We start from the raw sequence: 15,130 nt of genomic DNA on the forward strand, positions 1-15,130 counted from the left end.
AAATAATGGAAAAAGACAGCATCTGCTGTCTTTTTTGTTTTTAAATACCGACATACCGACATACCGACATACCGACATACCGACATACCGACATACCGACATACCGACATACCGATTAAGTTATCTTTCAGTGGCAAGCGCTCAAAGCCTTTTGTGTGAAAGGCACTAAACAATAGCTAACATATTGAGATATATATGCTTTATTTACTCACACAGCTATTGTGTCCAACACGTTTACTTTGACTTTTATATATTGTAGCGGTTACTTGATGGTGTTAATTATAATGCGTGTAGCCGTAAAAATATGAGAATTAAACGTTTTAACTACATCATTGAACATTTTTCAATTTTGTTTTTTTCTCTTTTGTCGTAGCTTATCTTTTTACCGATAAAAGGAATTGTTATGAGTTTCAAACGAAGTGTGGCTACTTTATTAGTACTAACAGGGTTTGCTGATTTATCTTTTGCGTCGAACTCAGAAAGCTACTTTGATAAACAAGTGTCTGAATTTAATGAGTACCGTACTTTCAACTGGGGAGAGTGCCCAGCTCAATTTAAAACACTGGATGGGAGAAATGAGTGTTCATTTGCACAAACCCCACTAAATTGGGAAGAACCCACTGGTAAGGTTATTGAAGTGCTTGTTTCAAAGTACAGTGCAACGGGTGGCAAAAGTAAAGGCCAATTGTGGATGTTGAGTGGCGGTCCAGGAGTATCGGGGTCCACATATTTTCCATATGTAATTGAACAGGATATGCCTGATATAGTCAGAGATTATGATGTTTATATACTAGAGCATCGAGGAATTGGCTGGTCTACCGAGTTGCAATGCAGTTATTTTGATCCTAAAAAGTGTTTTGATGCTCTGCATGAAGTTTGGGGTGAAGGCTTATTTGAGTTTAATACGATTAATGCTGCTCGTGATTTGAAGTATGCTATTTCTAAGAGCAAGTCATTGAGCTGGGTACCGACTTATATTTATGGAATATCTTACGGCACTATGTTGGCTCAGCGGTTTACGCAAATTGCACCTAATGGCGCACAAGGGATCATTTTAGACTCAGTATTACCAGCTCATAATTCTAGTACTGATCTTTATGAAGAAAATGCTGATAAAGTATTTACCCAGTTAGCCAATTATTGTAACTCTGATAGCTATTGCAGTGCTAAATTTATTACGCCGGTTAATGAAAGTATTAGACGCTCCGTGCAGCAGCACTTTGCTGGAGTGCATTGTCCAGATGTCTCAATTGATCGTGATAAACTTCAACAGTGGTCAATGGCTCAAATTTCTGGACTAGATAAACGGTCGTTACTGCCTTTTTATAGTCGTTTAGCGCGTTGTAATGATAATGATGTTATCGCACTAAACAAAGCCGTATTACATTATGGATTGGGTAAATCTATTCAAATACTGAATCGTGCTAAAGCAGTGAAAGATGAATTGAAACCTAACTTTTCGAGTTCATTATTTGATCTGATCTCGATGAATGAAATTAATTATGAAAAACGAAGTGAAAGGGAACGAGCTGAATTTTGTACGAATGCGATTGTGTGCTTTGATGCTAGCTACCATGCTTTCTCACAAAGTATTCAAAAAACATGGGCAAATCGTTACGCTAGTGAATATATTTACAAGGAAATACAACACTATATACCCACGGTTGCATTGAATGGTACGTTAGACCATGCAACCCCAATTCATCATGCTAAAGATATACAGGGCTCTTTTACTAATATTAATCAACGTTTTATCGAGGTGCCTTTTGCACCACACGGAGTTGTGTTTAACACCGGCGTTAAAACAGCTGGTGAGGACATTTGTGGAGTCGACATCATGGAAAGTTTTATGACCAATCCTTGGGTTTCACCAGATGTAAGCTGCTTAAACGATCTGAGCGAGTTTACCTTTGCTGTAAGTGCTGAATATAGTCAAAAAGTATATGGTGAAGATGATGCATTTGGATCGTTTGAATAAAGTAACGTATTTTCATTGAAAAAGAAGAAAAGAGCTTTGTTGTGTGGGAGGGCTCCCACAACGAAGCTCGATCAGTTTTGAGGTAGTAAAGTTATCTTTCGCCGTGTTATGTTTTATCTAATATAACCTCAGGTTTGGATAAGGGTTTTGGAATAGAAAATGTTTTGAAAACAAACTTAACTACAATCCAATGATGATATTTTGCTCAATATCAAGGCGCTTTTATACAGCAATAGCGGGCTATTACAAATGAAAGAAACGCCGAGAGTGAGAAAAATAGCTTTATTGGGCAAATTCGCTTATCCAGAGCTGAGGTTAATATACCACTTTCAATCATACTGGCACTTTATAGTGGAATGTCGAGTTGCTAATGGTTTGTAAGCTTGTCAGAGCTTCAAAAAGTCAGCCCCGAATCTAAGTATTCACCTACCCCTAATGTAAATACCCATAACCCCCAAAGGCTGTGTTCTAAGACACATACGAGCAACGAACGGCTATGCGCATATGTATAAGCGAACAACAAGCCCCCTCCAAATGATAAGCCAATGGCAACCCAGTTGTCATACACACAATGGGCTAGGGCAAATACGCTCGCGCTAAGAATAATACGAGTTGTTTTATTTGGTAGTATTCTTTTATAGCGATGAAAAAAATAGCTACGAAATATGAGTTCCTGAGGAAGTACAGAAAGCAGTGGGTAGGCAAGTAACAGTATCAGCCATTGTCGTGTAGAGTCTAATGGGAAACTAAACCAGTTCTCTTGATTTAATAATCCGTATAGCATTGCTGAAAATAATGCACCTGCAAAAAAGCTGGTGAATATGCGTTTTTTAACTGTAGAAAACTGTCCTAAGCTCGTAAGGCGAAAACGTTTAAAGTGGGGATCTGTCAGTAATAAAAATGTGCATACGGCCATTAAAATAATTAAGGCGGGAAATAGCCAGTTAGCAAGATAGAACCGAAAAAAATACGCCAAGATGGGTAAACAGAAAAAAACAAGAAGTAGCTCACACCACCGATATTGACCTGCATTCAAAGACGCTTCTCACTTTAGGTTTCGTTTCAAAAACTATAGCAGTAAAAAGCGCACTCAATTGTGACAATTTAATTTCCTTCCTCTTGCGGCAAGTATTTATAGATTCTCACTAAGGTAACTAAAATTGCGACAAACGTGATCCCCATTAAGCCAAACACTTTAAAATTTACCCAAAAGTCTAAAGAGAAGGTGTACGCAATATAAATATTTAGTACCGCGATAAAGGCTAAAATAGCAAACCACATTAAATTCAATTGCTCACAAATATGTGGTGGTAACTCTATGTTGTTGGACTCTTGACCTGCATTTGCTTTTTCATTAGCGGACTCTAGAACACCTATGAGTGCTTTTTCAACTAAATTTTTTTTGAACACATATCGAGATACAAGCAGACTTGCCGCGAGCGTGGCGTAAATAACAGTGGCTTTCCACTTAATAAACTGCTCATCTTGGAACAAAATTGTTAGGCTGCCGAGTACCAGTGCAATTGCAAAAAATATCCAATGTCGAGTTGCAATTTTACCACGAGTAAAATGTTGATAAACAAGTTGAATTATTGAAACGACAATAAGCACACCGGTTGCCCAATAAATATCGACAAACTTATATACACCAAAGAATAAAATGAGTGGGAGGTATTCTAGTAGCGCTGACATTGTTGTTTACCTTTTTTTAATCAGTCATAGGGTTGTATCAAGAACTCGGGTTAAGTTCAAGATTGACATTTGAGAGGTAAATCCTTAGCCTCAGCTTCCCTTCAGCTTTTGTGTCCTATACTGGCCCTAATAAAATTGATTTAAGAGAAGAGATAATGAATAAAACAGACCTCATTGCACAAATGGCACAGCGCAGTGAATTAACAAAAAAAACGTCACAAGCAGCCTTAAATACCATTTTAACGACAATTACTAAGCGCCTATCTGAAGGCGATCAGGTTCCTTTATCGGGTTTTGGGACTTTTGCTTTGAGTTATCATCCAGCAAGAGCGGGTAGAAACCCACAAACAGGCGAGGAAATCATGATAGAGGGGGTAAATAAAGTACAATTTAAACCTGCTAAGGCACTTAAAAGTACCTTAGCAGAATAAGCTGGGGTTACCTTTGTGTCGCGGCTTTCATTGTTATGACAAATGCTTTTAAGTCGCTAAGCATTTGTGGCGAATTATCTAGATTTTTCTCGATAATTTTAACAACAGCCGAACCCGAAATGGCACCCGCTGCACCAGAGTCTAAAGCGGCTTTAACATGTTCAGGAGTCGATATCCCAAAGCCGAGTAGTGCTGGTGCTGCATGATACTCTTTTAGCTGCGCAATAATCGAGTCTGCTGGCATTTGTACAGTGGACTCTGTACCGGTTACGCCAGCGCGAGATAACAGGTAAGTGTAACCTCGGCCATAGCTTGCACAGGTGCGGAGGGTGTCGTCATTAGCATTCGGCGTAGCGATGAAAATAGGTTCTATCTTCGCTTGTTGCGCTGCTTGACGAAACATTTTTGATTCATGTAGGGGCACATCTGCGACTAAAATAGAGTCAACACCGGCATCATGAGCTTGTTGGTAAAACTCATTGATCCCGCGTGCAAAAATTAAGTTTGAGTACAAAAGTAAACCAATGGGGATATCTTGATTATATTCCCTCACTTGTTTGATAATTTCAAAACAATCTTCGGTATTCACATTTTCATCAAGGGCGCGAATATTGGCTGACTGTATCACCGGGCCATCAGCAATAGGGTCTGAAAAGGGGATCCCCAATTCCAGTGCATCAGCGCCGCCATCAATTAAACTTTTGATGATCTCAAAGCTTAATGATTTATTAGGATCGCCAATTGTAACAAAAGGTACAAATGCCCCTTGATTTTGGCTAGCTAATTGGTCGAATGTGTGTGCATAACGGCTCATTATAGTGCTCCTTGCTCATTTAATACTTGGTGTACATGGGCGAGATCTTTATCTCCACGACCACTAAGGTTAACGACGATGATGGTCTCTTGTGTTTGACTTTCAGCGTACTTTAATCCGTAGGCTAATGCGTGGCTCGACTCTAATGCCGGAATGATCCCTTCATGCTTAGCCAAAGACTGAAAGGCATCGAGTGCTTCGGTGTCAGTGATCCCTACATATTGAGCGCGGCCGGTCTCATGTAAAAACGCGTGCTGAGGGCCAACGGCAGGATAATCAAGCCCCGCTGAGACAGAGTACGATTCTTCTATTTGACCATCACTATTTTGCATGATGTAGGTGTACGCGCCATGTAAGATCCCCTTTGTGCCTTTACACAAAGCAGCGCCGTGTTCGTCAGTTTCTAATCCCTTACCCGCAGGCTCGACACCAATCAACTTAACACTTGGCTCGTCGATAAAGTCGCTGAACATACCAATGGCATTTGAACCACCACCGACACACGCAATAACCGCGTCAGGTAATCGGCCTTCATTTTCGAGTACTTGTTGTTTCGCTTCTTCGCCAATCATCTTTTGAAATTCACGAACGACGGTTGGGAACGGGTGTGGGCCAGCAGCTGTGCCTAACAAGTAGTGGGCTGTTTGATAGTTTGCCGACCAATCACGCATCGCTTCATTTACCGCATCTTTTAAAGTACCAGAACCCGCAGTGACAGGGATGACTTCAGCACCCATTAATTTCATCCTAAACACATTAGGTTGCTGTCTTTCTATGTCTTTGGCCCCCATATAGACGCGACATTTTAAATCTAGTAATGCGCAGGCTAATGCGGTTGCAACACCATGCTGACCCGCGCCAGTTTCAGCGATCACTTCTTTTTTGCCCATGCGTTTAGTGAGTAGCGCTTGTCCTAACACTTGGTTTGTTTTGTGTGCGCCGCCATGCAATAAATCTTCACGTTTCAAGTATAATTTTACTTTTGGGTTTTTAACTAAGTTACGTGTCAATGTAAGTGGTGTAGGGCGTCCAGCATACTCATTAAGTAATTGCTGAAATTCTTGTAAAAAACCGGCGTCTTTTTGTGCTTTATTAAATTCCTGTTCTAACTGCTTAAGTGCAGGAACAAGCAACTCTGGGACATACATGCCGCCAAAATCGCCAAAATAGGCTGCGTTATTCATTCTCACCTCAGTAATTTCTAATGTTAGTAAAAGCGTCTTTTAATTTGTTTTGACACTTTTTGCCGGGGCTTAATTCTACCCCTGAATTTAAATCCAGACCTTGCGCTCCAAATTGGGCTGCAGATCTGACATTGTCTGGTGTTAAACCTCCAGCTAGCATGAAGTTATTTACATCATGGGCCTTCAATAGTTGCCAATCAAACTGTTCACCGGTACCACCAAAGCCTTTGGCAGATTTAGTGTCATAAAGGAGTTTGTCTACCCCATCAATAGGCTTTGGCAAACTGGTCTCTACGCCTTGGGCTTTCCAGATCTGACAGGTTACAGGTAATCCATTACGTAAACGGTTAATGTATTGTGTGTCTTCTGAACCATGCAGTTGCACGGCACTTAATTTAAGCGTTTGGGCGTAGTCAATCACCATAGAACTTTCAGCATCAACGAATACGCCGACATATCGCAAAGGTGCGCTTTCTACAACGGCTTTAGCGCAGTCTAAGTCTACATAACGCGGCGACTTAGGGTGAAAAATCAGTCCTCCGTAGACTGCGCCCGCTTGATAAGCGGCCATTGCATCTTGTGTTCGGGTTAAGCCGCATACCTTATTTTCACCTAAAATAAGTTTTCGGCATGCTTCATCTAAATTTTGTTCGCTCATAATTGAGCTTCCAACTAAAAAACCATCACATAAAGGGGCTAAACGTTTAACATCTTGATGGGTATAAATACCAGATTCAGAAATAACCACTTTATCGTTAGGAATAAGCTTGCGCAGCTTTTCTGTGGTAGCCAAATCTGTACTTAAATCTCTTAAGTTACGGTTGTTTATTCCGATGATTTTCGCATCTAATTCGAGTGCGCGAACGACCTCTTCTTCATTACTAACTTCTGTAAGTACAGCCATGTTGAGCTCTGCGGCTAGCTCTGCTAAAGCTTTATACTGTGTGTTGTCTAGGACTGAAAGCATGAGTAATATTGCATCACCTCCATTAAGACGCGCAAGGTATACTTGATATTCATCAATGAAGAAATCTTTGCAGATCAGCGGCTGTTCAACTTTACCACGCACATAAGCAAGGTAATCATAGGACCCTTGAAAATACTTTTCGTCAGTCAAGACACTAATACAGCTTGCATACCGTTTATATACGTCAGTAATTTCATCGAGATCAAATTTATCGCGGATCAGGCCTTTGGACGGAGAGGCTTTTTTGCACTCTAAAATGAATTGAGTGCCTGTATTGGCAAGGGCAGCATAAAAATCACGCTTTGAAGGTTCAACGTTATTCACAAATTCGGTTAACGGTAATTCAATCTTACGCTGAGCCAGTTCAATTCGTTTATCGTCAACAATTCTTTCTAGTACATTAGCCATTACTCACCTCCACAATCTCGGCCAGTTTGGTCATAGCGACACCTGAGCGTATTACTGTCAGTACATGGTCGGTTGCTTCTGTTAGAGTACTTGCCTGGTCATTAAGCACTAGCAATGCTGCAACATTTGCGGCAATTGCGGCATTGTGTGCATCAGGACCTTCCCCTTTTAAGAGGGCAATACTGGCTTTAGCATTGTATTCAGGGGTATCTCCTGCGATTTGTGCAAGTGAATAGTTCCCAAGGCCAAAATCTTGTGGCGACAATGTATACTGGGTAATTTTACCATGATTGAGTTCAGTCACTTCAGTGGTACCGTGTAAGGCTATTTCATCGGTCCCGCTACCATGTACTATCATAGCTCGCTTGGTGCCTAGTGTTTTGAGTGTTTCAGCCATAGGTCGGCATAGCGCAGGATCATAAACCCCTAACAGCTGTGCTTGCGGCGCAGCAGGGTTAGCTAATGGGCCAAGAATATTGAATATGGTGCGTGTTTTAAGTGCGCCGCGCACAGGCATAGCATGTTTAACACCTTGGTGATACTGCGGTGCAAATAAAAATGTAAACCCAGTGTTTTCTAAACATGTACTTGCTTGCGCTGGACTCATTTCGAGGTTTATGCCTAAGGTTCTCAGTAAATCAGCAGAGCCAGACTTACTTGAAACACTGCGATTTCCATGTTTAACCATATTGATGCCACAAGCGGCTGCAACAATTGCAGCCGTTGTGCTGACGTTAATGGTATTAGCCCCATCACCGCCGGTACCACAGCTATCAGAGCAGCTTAAGCCTTTGCTATCAAAAGGGACCGCATTATTGCGCATGGACTGGGCCGCGCCTGCTATTTCGTCAACGCTTTCACCTTTTAGCTTTAATGCGATAAGTGCAGCACTGAGCTCTATATCAGTCATATTGCCTAACATGATCTGATCGAATAATTCTTGTGCTTGAGTAAAACTCAAAGACTGTTTATCAAATAACTTTTTTAAACTATCCATGTTGACTCCTAACGTGTCAGATAGTCGATGGTTTGCTTAAGTAACTGAGCACCATCAGGGGTTAATATAGATTCTGGATGAAATTGATAGCCAATGACTTTATCTTGTGGGTGATAAATCGCCATAGGGATAGTGTCAAACTGCGCAATAACTTGTAGTGAATCAGGAACGACCGTTGCCATCAGTGAGTGATAGCGGGCGACAGGGAATTGCTTCCCAAGACCATCGAATACAGGATGCTCATCAGCGGTGATGGTTGACGACTTACCATGCACGGTTTCTCCTGCATGACCAATTGTGCCGCCATAACTTTGTGTTAAGGCTTGTTGGCCTAAGCATATTCCTAGCATAGGGAATTTACCTTTACACAGTTCGATAAGTTCAAGTAAACATCCTGCATGACTAGGGTTGCCCGGACCAGGTGATAAAACAAGCATAACAGGCTGTGTTTCTTTACTCATTTCTGAAAATATTCTTTCAGCGCTAATATTGTTACGATAAATAACCAACTCAGTGCCGAGCAGTGAGAGTTCATCTACCAAGTTGTAGCTAAATGAGTCAAAGTTATCTAAAAAGTAGACTTTAATGTTACGCATGCTTACCTCCTTGATAGGTTGACTGTACAGCTCTTATAACGGCTTGGGCTTTCGCTCTGGTTTCATCTGCTTCAGCTTGTGGCACTGAATCGTATACAACGCCCGCACCAGCTTGCACATGCGCTAGCCCATTTTTTACAAATGCAGAGCGAATAACAATACAGGTATCCATGGTGCCATCACCGGTCAGGTAACCCACAGCGCCGCCATAACTCCCTCTTCTAAATTTCTCTGTTTGACGAACAAGCTCTGCAGCCTTCACTTTAGGCGCGCCGACCAAAGTGCCCATGTTCATACACGCTTGATACGCGTGTAATGCATCTAAATCTGGTTTTAATTGGCCAACAACGCGAGAGACTAAGTGCATTACTTGAGAATACCTATCTACTTTCAACAACTCTTTTGCGTGACGAGTTCCTGCAACACTGATACGTGCTACATCATTACGTGCTAAATCAACCAACATTAAATGTTCTGCACGTTCCTTTTTGTCATCTCGTAATTCGAGTTCGATGCGGCTATCTAAGTCTGGATTGATTGTACCATCAGCAAATTTACCACGTTGACGCGTTCCTGCAATTGGATAAACTTCAACTTGATTACTTTGAACACAATATTTGAGCGCTGATTCGGGTGATGCACCGAATACGATGAAGTCCTGATCTCGCATATAGAACATATACGGGCTAGGATTTTGAATTTTGAGCTGCTGGTATGCTGCCAGTGGTTGCTCACAGGGTAATGTAAATGCGCGTGATGGTACGACTTGAAAAATATCACCATCAATAATGTTGTTCTTGAGTTTGCTGACTTGCTCACAGAATTTTTCATCATCGATATTTACGGTGACATGAGATTCGCCAGAGATTAATGTGGGAGTATAAGGTTTAGCGGCATCACATTGTTGGTTTAGTGTTTCTAGTTGCTTACCAATTTCAAAACAATTCGCGTGTACATCGGGTCCATTGAACACATTGCCAATTAACTCTGTGGTTTTTTCTTGATGATCAATTAATACCAGCGTTTCAGCCAGATAAAATACATAGTCTGGGCAAGTGTTTATATCGTTTGGTACGTCTGGTAGTTGCTCAAAGTTGGCAACCATATCATAGGCGAATACGCCGCCTAAAAACACTGAGAATGGCGTGTCTGAGTTACTTTTAATTTTGTTAATGCAGGTTCTTAAAGCGCTAAATGCATTATCCGCTTTTAATTTACTGTATTCGTCTTGTTGAGCGTCACTGGTTTTATACTCCAGTGTGAGTACTGTATCGTGTAACCCTACATGGCAATTTTTTACCTGCGACGCCAAATGTGCCAGCAGTTGTTTACCGTTATTAGATAGTGCAGTTACAATTACTTGCCGGCCTTGACACTCGATACGTAAAGCAGCATCAACTAAAATAATACTCTTTACATTGTCTTTAGAATCGATTTCTGCAGACTCTAGCAGCAGCGAGTTATTTTTATCGAGTGCAGCATAAAGAGATAGCGGGCTACTGATGTATTCTCGCCGCTGCCGTATGCTTGTCACCTCTCCAGGTGTTGTTGTTATATGACTAAAAATCAAACCTCATTCCCCTAAAACAAAAAGCCCCGCTAGTAAACTTACTAAGCGGGGCGTTTAAATACGTATAACAATGCCGTCCCGCTAAGCCAGGCACCACCACCAAGAATGTGTCATTGCATTGTTATTTAACATGTGAACTTCCAATTTTTAACATTTATTTAGATATAAAAAAACCCGCTTAATTTGCGGGTTTCAACTTTCGCTAGATACAACGAAACACCCGAATCTACGAGCGCCACCACCAATTTGTTGTTTTAGTTAATTTAAGCATGTGTTAATCATTAATATGTATCTTTAGTGCGTACAGTAAACCCCACTAGGCGCAATTCTGTCAAGGGCAAAATCGCGATAGTTATATAAAAATATAAAAAATATACAAAGTTCGTAGCCTTTAGGAGTGTTATACTTCATCCCTAATAAAAAGCTACCAGATATAAAAGAGTTAGTTTGATTAAATATGATTTACACAGCCATACCACCTTTTCTGATGGACGTTTAACGGTTCCGCAGTTGCTAGAGCGAGCAACAGAAAAGGGCGTAGATGTATTGGCGATTACCGATCACGATACCACAGCCGCAATTCAGCCAGCTAAAGCGTATATAGAGCAAAATAACTTAGCTCTTGAGCTCATTCCTGGTGTTGAGATCTCAACACGATGGGAAAGCTTCGAAATACATATAGTCGGATTAGCAGTTGACCCAAGTGCTAAGCAGTTAAGTGAACTGCTTCTGTCTCAACAAGCGAAAAGAGAAGCGCGCGCTAAAGAAATTGGTGTTAGGTTAGCCAAACGCGGTTACGAGGGAGTTTATGAGCAGGCAAAAGAGCTTGCTGGCGATGCTGAGATCACCCGAGCTCACTTTGCTGCCGCGTTGGTTGAACGTGGAGTTGCAAAGAATATTCAGGGGGTGTTTAAAAAGTTTTTAGCACGCAATAAAACAGGATATGTGCCAAGCTCATGGTGTGATATGGCAACGGCTATTAATGCAATCAAAGCAGCGGGTGGCATAAGTGTTGTTGCGCATCCCGCTCGATATCAAATGTCGAACAAGTGGCTACGTAAGTTGTTGCAAGAGTTTGCAGAGATAGGCGGGCAAGGTATGGAAGTCGCCCAACCCCAACAAGCGCCGAGCGAACGTCAGTTTTTAGGGCAACTAAGTCGAGAGTTTGGGCTACTAGCCAGCCAAGGCTCAGATTTCCATTACCCGATGCCTTGGCTAGAACTGGGGAAAAACCTATACTTACCAAAAGATTGCCAAGGTGTTTGGCAGTTTTGGGAAGAAAACGAGGAATGTTAATATGAGCCAATTTTTTCATGTTCACCCAGATAACCCGCAGGCACGGCTAATTAAGCAAGCGGCTGATATTATAAAACAAGGCGGCGTTGTTGTTTACCCAACTGATTCTGGTTATGCCATAGGGTGCGGTATTGGTAATAAGCAAGCTAAAGAACGTATTGAGCGGATAAGAGGCATTGAAAAACATCATAACTTCACTTTAATGTGCAGAGATTTATCAGAGCTTGCTACGTATGCGCGAGTAGATAACCAAATGTTCAGGCTTATAAAAAATAACACTCCTGGGCCCTATACGTTTATTTTTAAAGGCACCAAAGAAGTGCCTAAACGGTTATTAAATGACAAGAAAAAGACCATTGGTATTCGGGTAACCGATCATCCTATTACCAGTGCTTTGTTGACTGAATTGGGTGAACCAATGATGTCGTGTTCTTTAATTTTACCTGGTGAGCAGTTTACCGAATCAGACCCTGATGAAATTAGACTCAGAATTGAAAAACTGGTGGACTTAATTATTCACGGCGGTTATTTAATAGAACAAGCGACGACAGTCATAGACTTGTCTGAAGATGAAGTTGATATTTTACGTGTTGGGTGTGGCGACACCGCAGCGTTTACCTGATGCTAATTAATGAGTGATGTAGTAGAAAAAGCACCGCCGTTTGCATTTTTACATGGGCAAGCGGTGATAGAAAAGCCGGAAGATTTATATATTCCTCCAGATGCCCTAGAAATTATCCTAGAAACGTTCGAGGGGCCTCTCGACCTACTTTTATACCTGATCAAACGTCATAAATTAGATATTTTAGAGCTACCTATTCTTAGCATTACCCAACAATATGTTGCGTACGTTGAATTGATGACTGAATTGCGATTAGAGTTGGCTGGAGAATATTTGGTTATGGCGGCATTATTGGCTCAAATAAAGTCAAGAATGCTGCTGCCTGTACATGAAGAACTTGAAGAGGAAGAAGATCCTCGAGCCGAACTTGTTCGAAGGCTGCAAGAATATGAACAGTATAAATCAGCGGCTGAAAATTTAGATCAATTACCAAGGCTTGAGCGGGATATATTGGTCGCTCGTGCGTTAGTAGATGAAAGCGAAGTGCCTGTGGCAGAAACGCCAGAAATTGCACTTAAAGAGCTTATGCTGGCATTAGCTGATGTAATGGCGCGTGCAAAAACATTTGAGCATCATCAGATCACAACTGAATCTTTATCTACTAGAGAGAGAATGAGCCAAATTTTACACTACTTATCAGAGAATGATGGTCAGTGCCCGTTTACCAAGTTGTTTAAAATAGAAGAAGGTCGTAGTGGTGTTGTCGTAACATTTATTGCGATGTTGGAACTAATTAAAGAGCAGTTGATAAATTGTTTACAAGTAACACCTTCTAGTCAGATTTATTTGAGTTTGCAGCTACAAGAGTAGCTTAACCTCTGTCATAATAGAGGATTGAGTTCTATTTTGGTGTGTGTAATGCGGCGTGTAAGTGATGAGCAGTTGATTGAGCTTATAGAAGCGGCGATTTTTGTGTCAGAAACACCATTGTCAAAAAAGCGATTAAGAGAAACCGTATTAAAGGAAGTTGCTGCGTCTGGAATGCGTGTTGACGAAGCAATACGCTCGATATCAGAGCACTATCAAACGCGAGGCGTTCAATTAGTTGAGGTGGGTAGTGGATATCGATTTCAAGCATGTAAACGATTAACGCCTTGGCTAAGTAATTTATGGCAAGAAAAAGCGCCTAAATATTCAAGGGCGACCTTGGAGACGCTCGCTTTGATAGCTTATCGTCAGCCGATCACCCGGGGTGAAATAGAACAAGTACGAGGCGTATCTGTCAGCTCTAACATTATGAAGAGTTTACAGGAACGTGAATGGATAAAAGTTGTGGGCTTTAAAGAAGTGCCAGGTAAACCTGCGTTATATGCGACAACAAACCAATTTTTAGATTATTTTTCGTTATCTGGTTTAAATATGCTGCCAGAGTTACCTGAGCAGCATGAAGTTAAAATAGAGCAGATGTTAAGCGATCCTTCTGTGAGAGAATCATCCGAATGAGTGAAAAGTTACAAAAAGTATTAGCCCGAGCAGGCGTGGGTTCACGTCGTGAAATGGAAAAATACATTGATGCAAATCGCGTGAGTGTTGATGGCAAAGTGGCTAAATTAGGTGATCGTGTTGAAGAAGATGCGTTGATCCGTGTTGATGGTCATATTGTTAAGATAGAGCAAAAAGAAGACCGAATTTGTCGTGTTATTATGTACCATAAACCGGAAGGTGAGCTATGTACACGAAAAGATCCAGAAGGGCGTCGTACAGTATTTGACAGATTGCCGCGTATTGATGGGGAGCGGTGGATAGCCATTGGTCGCCTAGATATTAATACGTCAGGCTTATTGTTATTTACTAATGATGGCGAACTCGCTAACCGTTTGATGCACCCTAAATATGAGGTAGAACGTGAATATTCTGCACGTGTATTTGGTGAAGTAACCAATGAAACGTTACGTACCCTCACGAAAGGTGTTGAATTAGAAGACGGACCCGCAAAATTTCTAAACATCAAACCAATGGGTGGTGAAGGTATCAACAAATGGTTTAACGTGATGCTGACTGAAGGGCGAAATCGTGAAGTACGTCGTTTGTGGCAATCACAAGATGTTGAAGTCTCTCGCCTTATTAGGATCCGTTATGGCAAACTTGAGCTTAATAAACGTTTGCCGCAAGGTGGCTGGGAAGAGTTAGAGTTACCAGAAGTAAACTATTTACGTAAATCCGTGCGTTTAGGAAATGAAACACAGACTAAGTTATCTGTAATGCCTGAAAAGCGCAAAGATAAGCGAGCGAAGATCAATCAGATCCGTAAAGCGGTGAAAAAGCATAATCAAAGGGTACAAAAGCCGAAACGTCGCCAATCTTAAGCACCGATATAATCGTGATGTAAACAGGGTAAAGTAAAAAAAGCCGCTGGTTCAGCGGCTTTTTTGTATTAGGTATATGTCTTGTCCTGAAATGTGTTTACACATATAGGACTTATTTTATGAAGAGCACTAAAACTAAAGGCATTAAGCGTACTCAACGAGACTATACATTAGGCTTTAAATTATCCATTGTTGAGCTAGTAGAAAAAGGCGAATTCACGTATAAGCAAGCGCAAAGTCATTACGGCATTCAAGGTCGTAGTACCGTT

General features: G+C 41.3%; 15 protein-coding genes and 1 pseudogene. 8 read left to right on the forward strand and 8 right to left on the reverse strand.

The features are described from left to right. The first annotated feature begins 403 nt into the window (after nucleotides 1–403). The gene (locus BGP78_RS22280) at nucleotides 404–1,978 is read left to right on the forward strand and encodes an alpha/beta fold hydrolase (RefSeq protein WP_119863465.1); all 1,575 of its coding nucleotides are present in this window, start codon (nucleotides 404–406) and stop codon (nucleotides 1,976–1,978) included. A gap of 394 nt (nucleotides 1,979–2,372) precedes the next feature. Here BGP78_RS22280 and BGP78_RS22285 read toward each other — a convergent pair whose 3' ends face one another. Together BGP78_RS22285 and BGP78_RS22290 are read right to left on the reverse strand one after the other, a co-directional pair. Then, a complete protein-coding gene (locus tag BGP78_RS22285; protein ID WP_119863466.1) occupies nucleotides 2,373–3,014 on the reverse strand; it encodes a CPBP family intramembrane glutamic endopeptidase in 642 nt (213 codons plus the stop codon). A gap of 68 nt (nucleotides 3,015–3,082) precedes the next feature. Further along, a complete protein-coding gene (locus BGP78_RS22290) occupies nucleotides 3,083–3,670 on the reverse strand; it encodes an inner membrane-spanning protein YciB (protein ID WP_119863467.1) in 588 nt (195 codons plus the stop codon). A 155-nt stretch (nucleotides 3,671–3,825) separates the two neighbouring features. Here BGP78_RS22290 and BGP78_RS22295 point away from each other — a divergent pair, with 155 nt between their 5' ends. Then, nucleotides 3,826–4,101: an HU family DNA-binding protein gene (locus BGP78_RS22295; protein WP_119863468.1), complete on the forward strand. Its 276-nt coding sequence runs from the start codon at nucleotides 3,826–3,828 to the stop codon at nucleotides 4,099–4,101. Between the two features lie 7 nt (nucleotides 4,102–4,108). Here the strand turns inward: BGP78_RS22295 and trpA are convergent, their stop codons facing one another. Genes trpA through BGP78_RS22325 form a run of 6 tightly spaced genes read right to left on the reverse strand, consistent with a single transcriptional unit; the run spans nucleotide 4,109 to nucleotide 10,637 of the window. Beyond that, nucleotides 4,109–4,915 (reverse strand): tryptophan synthase subunit alpha, encoded by an 807-nt coding sequence (gene trpA / locus BGP78_RS22300; RefSeq protein WP_119863469.1) that lies wholly within the window; start codon nucleotides 4,913–4,915, stop codon nucleotides 4,109–4,111. Further along, entirely contained in the window at nucleotides 4,915–6,099 is a 1,185-nt protein-coding gene (trpB, locus tag BGP78_RS22305; protein ID WP_119863470.1) for a tryptophan synthase subunit beta, read from the reverse strand. The genes trpA and trpB overlap by 1 nt, the downstream gene beginning before the upstream one ends. Nucleotides 6,100–6,106: 7 nt before the next feature. Next, nucleotides 6,107–7,474: a bifunctional indole-3-glycerol-phosphate synthase TrpC/phosphoribosylanthranilate isomerase TrpF gene (gene trpCF / locus BGP78_RS22310; RefSeq protein WP_119863471.1), complete on the reverse strand. Its 1,368-nt coding sequence runs from the start codon at nucleotides 7,472–7,474 to the stop codon at nucleotides 6,107–6,109. Beyond that, nucleotides 7,467–8,471, reverse strand: a complete 1,005-nt coding sequence (gene trpD, locus BGP78_RS22315) for an anthranilate phosphoribosyltransferase (protein ID WP_119863472.1) — start codon at nucleotides 8,469–8,471, stop codon at nucleotides 7,467–7,469. Before trpD ends, trpCF begins: the two co-directional genes overlap by 8 nt. Nucleotides 8,472–8,479: 8 nt before the next feature. Beyond that, entirely contained in the window at nucleotides 8,480–9,067 is a 588-nt protein-coding gene (locus BGP78_RS22320) for an aminodeoxychorismate/anthranilate synthase component II (RefSeq protein WP_119863473.1), read from the reverse strand. After that, a complete protein-coding gene (locus BGP78_RS22325) occupies nucleotides 9,060–10,637 on the reverse strand; it encodes an anthranilate synthase component 1 (protein WP_119863474.1) in 1,578 nt (525 codons plus the stop codon). The genes BGP78_RS22320 and BGP78_RS22325 overlap by 8 nt, the downstream gene beginning before the upstream one ends. Nucleotides 10,638–11,084: 447 nt before the next feature. On the opposite strand from BGP78_RS22325, the gene BGP78_RS22330 reads away from it, so the two are divergent. The 6 genes and pseudogenes from BGP78_RS22330 to BGP78_RS22355 all read left to right on the forward strand — a co-directional run. Beyond that, the gene (locus BGP78_RS22330) at nucleotides 11,085–11,933 is read left to right on the forward strand and encodes an RNase RNM (protein WP_119863475.1); all 849 of its coding nucleotides are present in this window, start codon (nucleotides 11,085–11,087) and stop codon (nucleotides 11,931–11,933) included. 1 nt (nucleotide 11,934) lies between these two features. Next, complete coding sequence (locus BGP78_RS22335) at nucleotides 11,935–12,555, forward strand: L-threonylcarbamoyladenylate synthase (RefSeq protein WP_119863476.1); 621 nt, start codon at nucleotides 11,935–11,937, stop codon at nucleotides 12,553–12,555. A gap of 9 nt (nucleotides 12,556–12,564) precedes the next feature. Continuing rightward, nucleotides 12,565–13,365 carry a ScpA family protein gene (locus tag BGP78_RS22340; protein WP_119863477.1) on the forward strand — a complete coding sequence of 267 codons (801 nt, stop codon included), beginning with the start codon at nucleotides 12,565–12,567 and terminating at the stop codon, nucleotides 13,363–13,365. Nucleotides 13,366–13,413: 48 nt separating this feature from the next. Continuing rightward, the gene (gene scpB / locus BGP78_RS22345; protein ID WP_119863478.1) at nucleotides 13,414–13,998 is read left to right on the forward strand and encodes an SMC-Scp complex subunit ScpB; all 585 of its coding nucleotides are present in this window, start codon (nucleotides 13,414–13,416) and stop codon (nucleotides 13,996–13,998) included. Further along, nucleotides 13,995–14,861 (forward strand): 23S rRNA pseudouridine(2605) synthase RluB, encoded by an 867-nt coding sequence (gene rluB / locus BGP78_RS22350; RefSeq protein WP_010363251.1) that lies wholly within the window; start codon nucleotides 13,995–13,997, stop codon nucleotides 14,859–14,861. Before scpB ends, rluB begins: the two co-directional genes overlap by 4 nt. 119 nt (nucleotides 14,862–14,980) lie before the next feature. Further along, nucleotides 14,981–15,130 (forward strand): annotated as a pseudogene (locus BGP78_RS22355) (IS3 family transposase); the annotation flags it as partial.

Origin of the sequence: Pseudoalteromonas sp. MSK9-3, from assembly GCF_003590335.1 — a bacterium.
Taxonomy (GTDB): Bacteria; Pseudomonadota; Gammaproteobacteria; order Enterobacterales; family Alteromonadaceae; genus Pseudoalteromonas.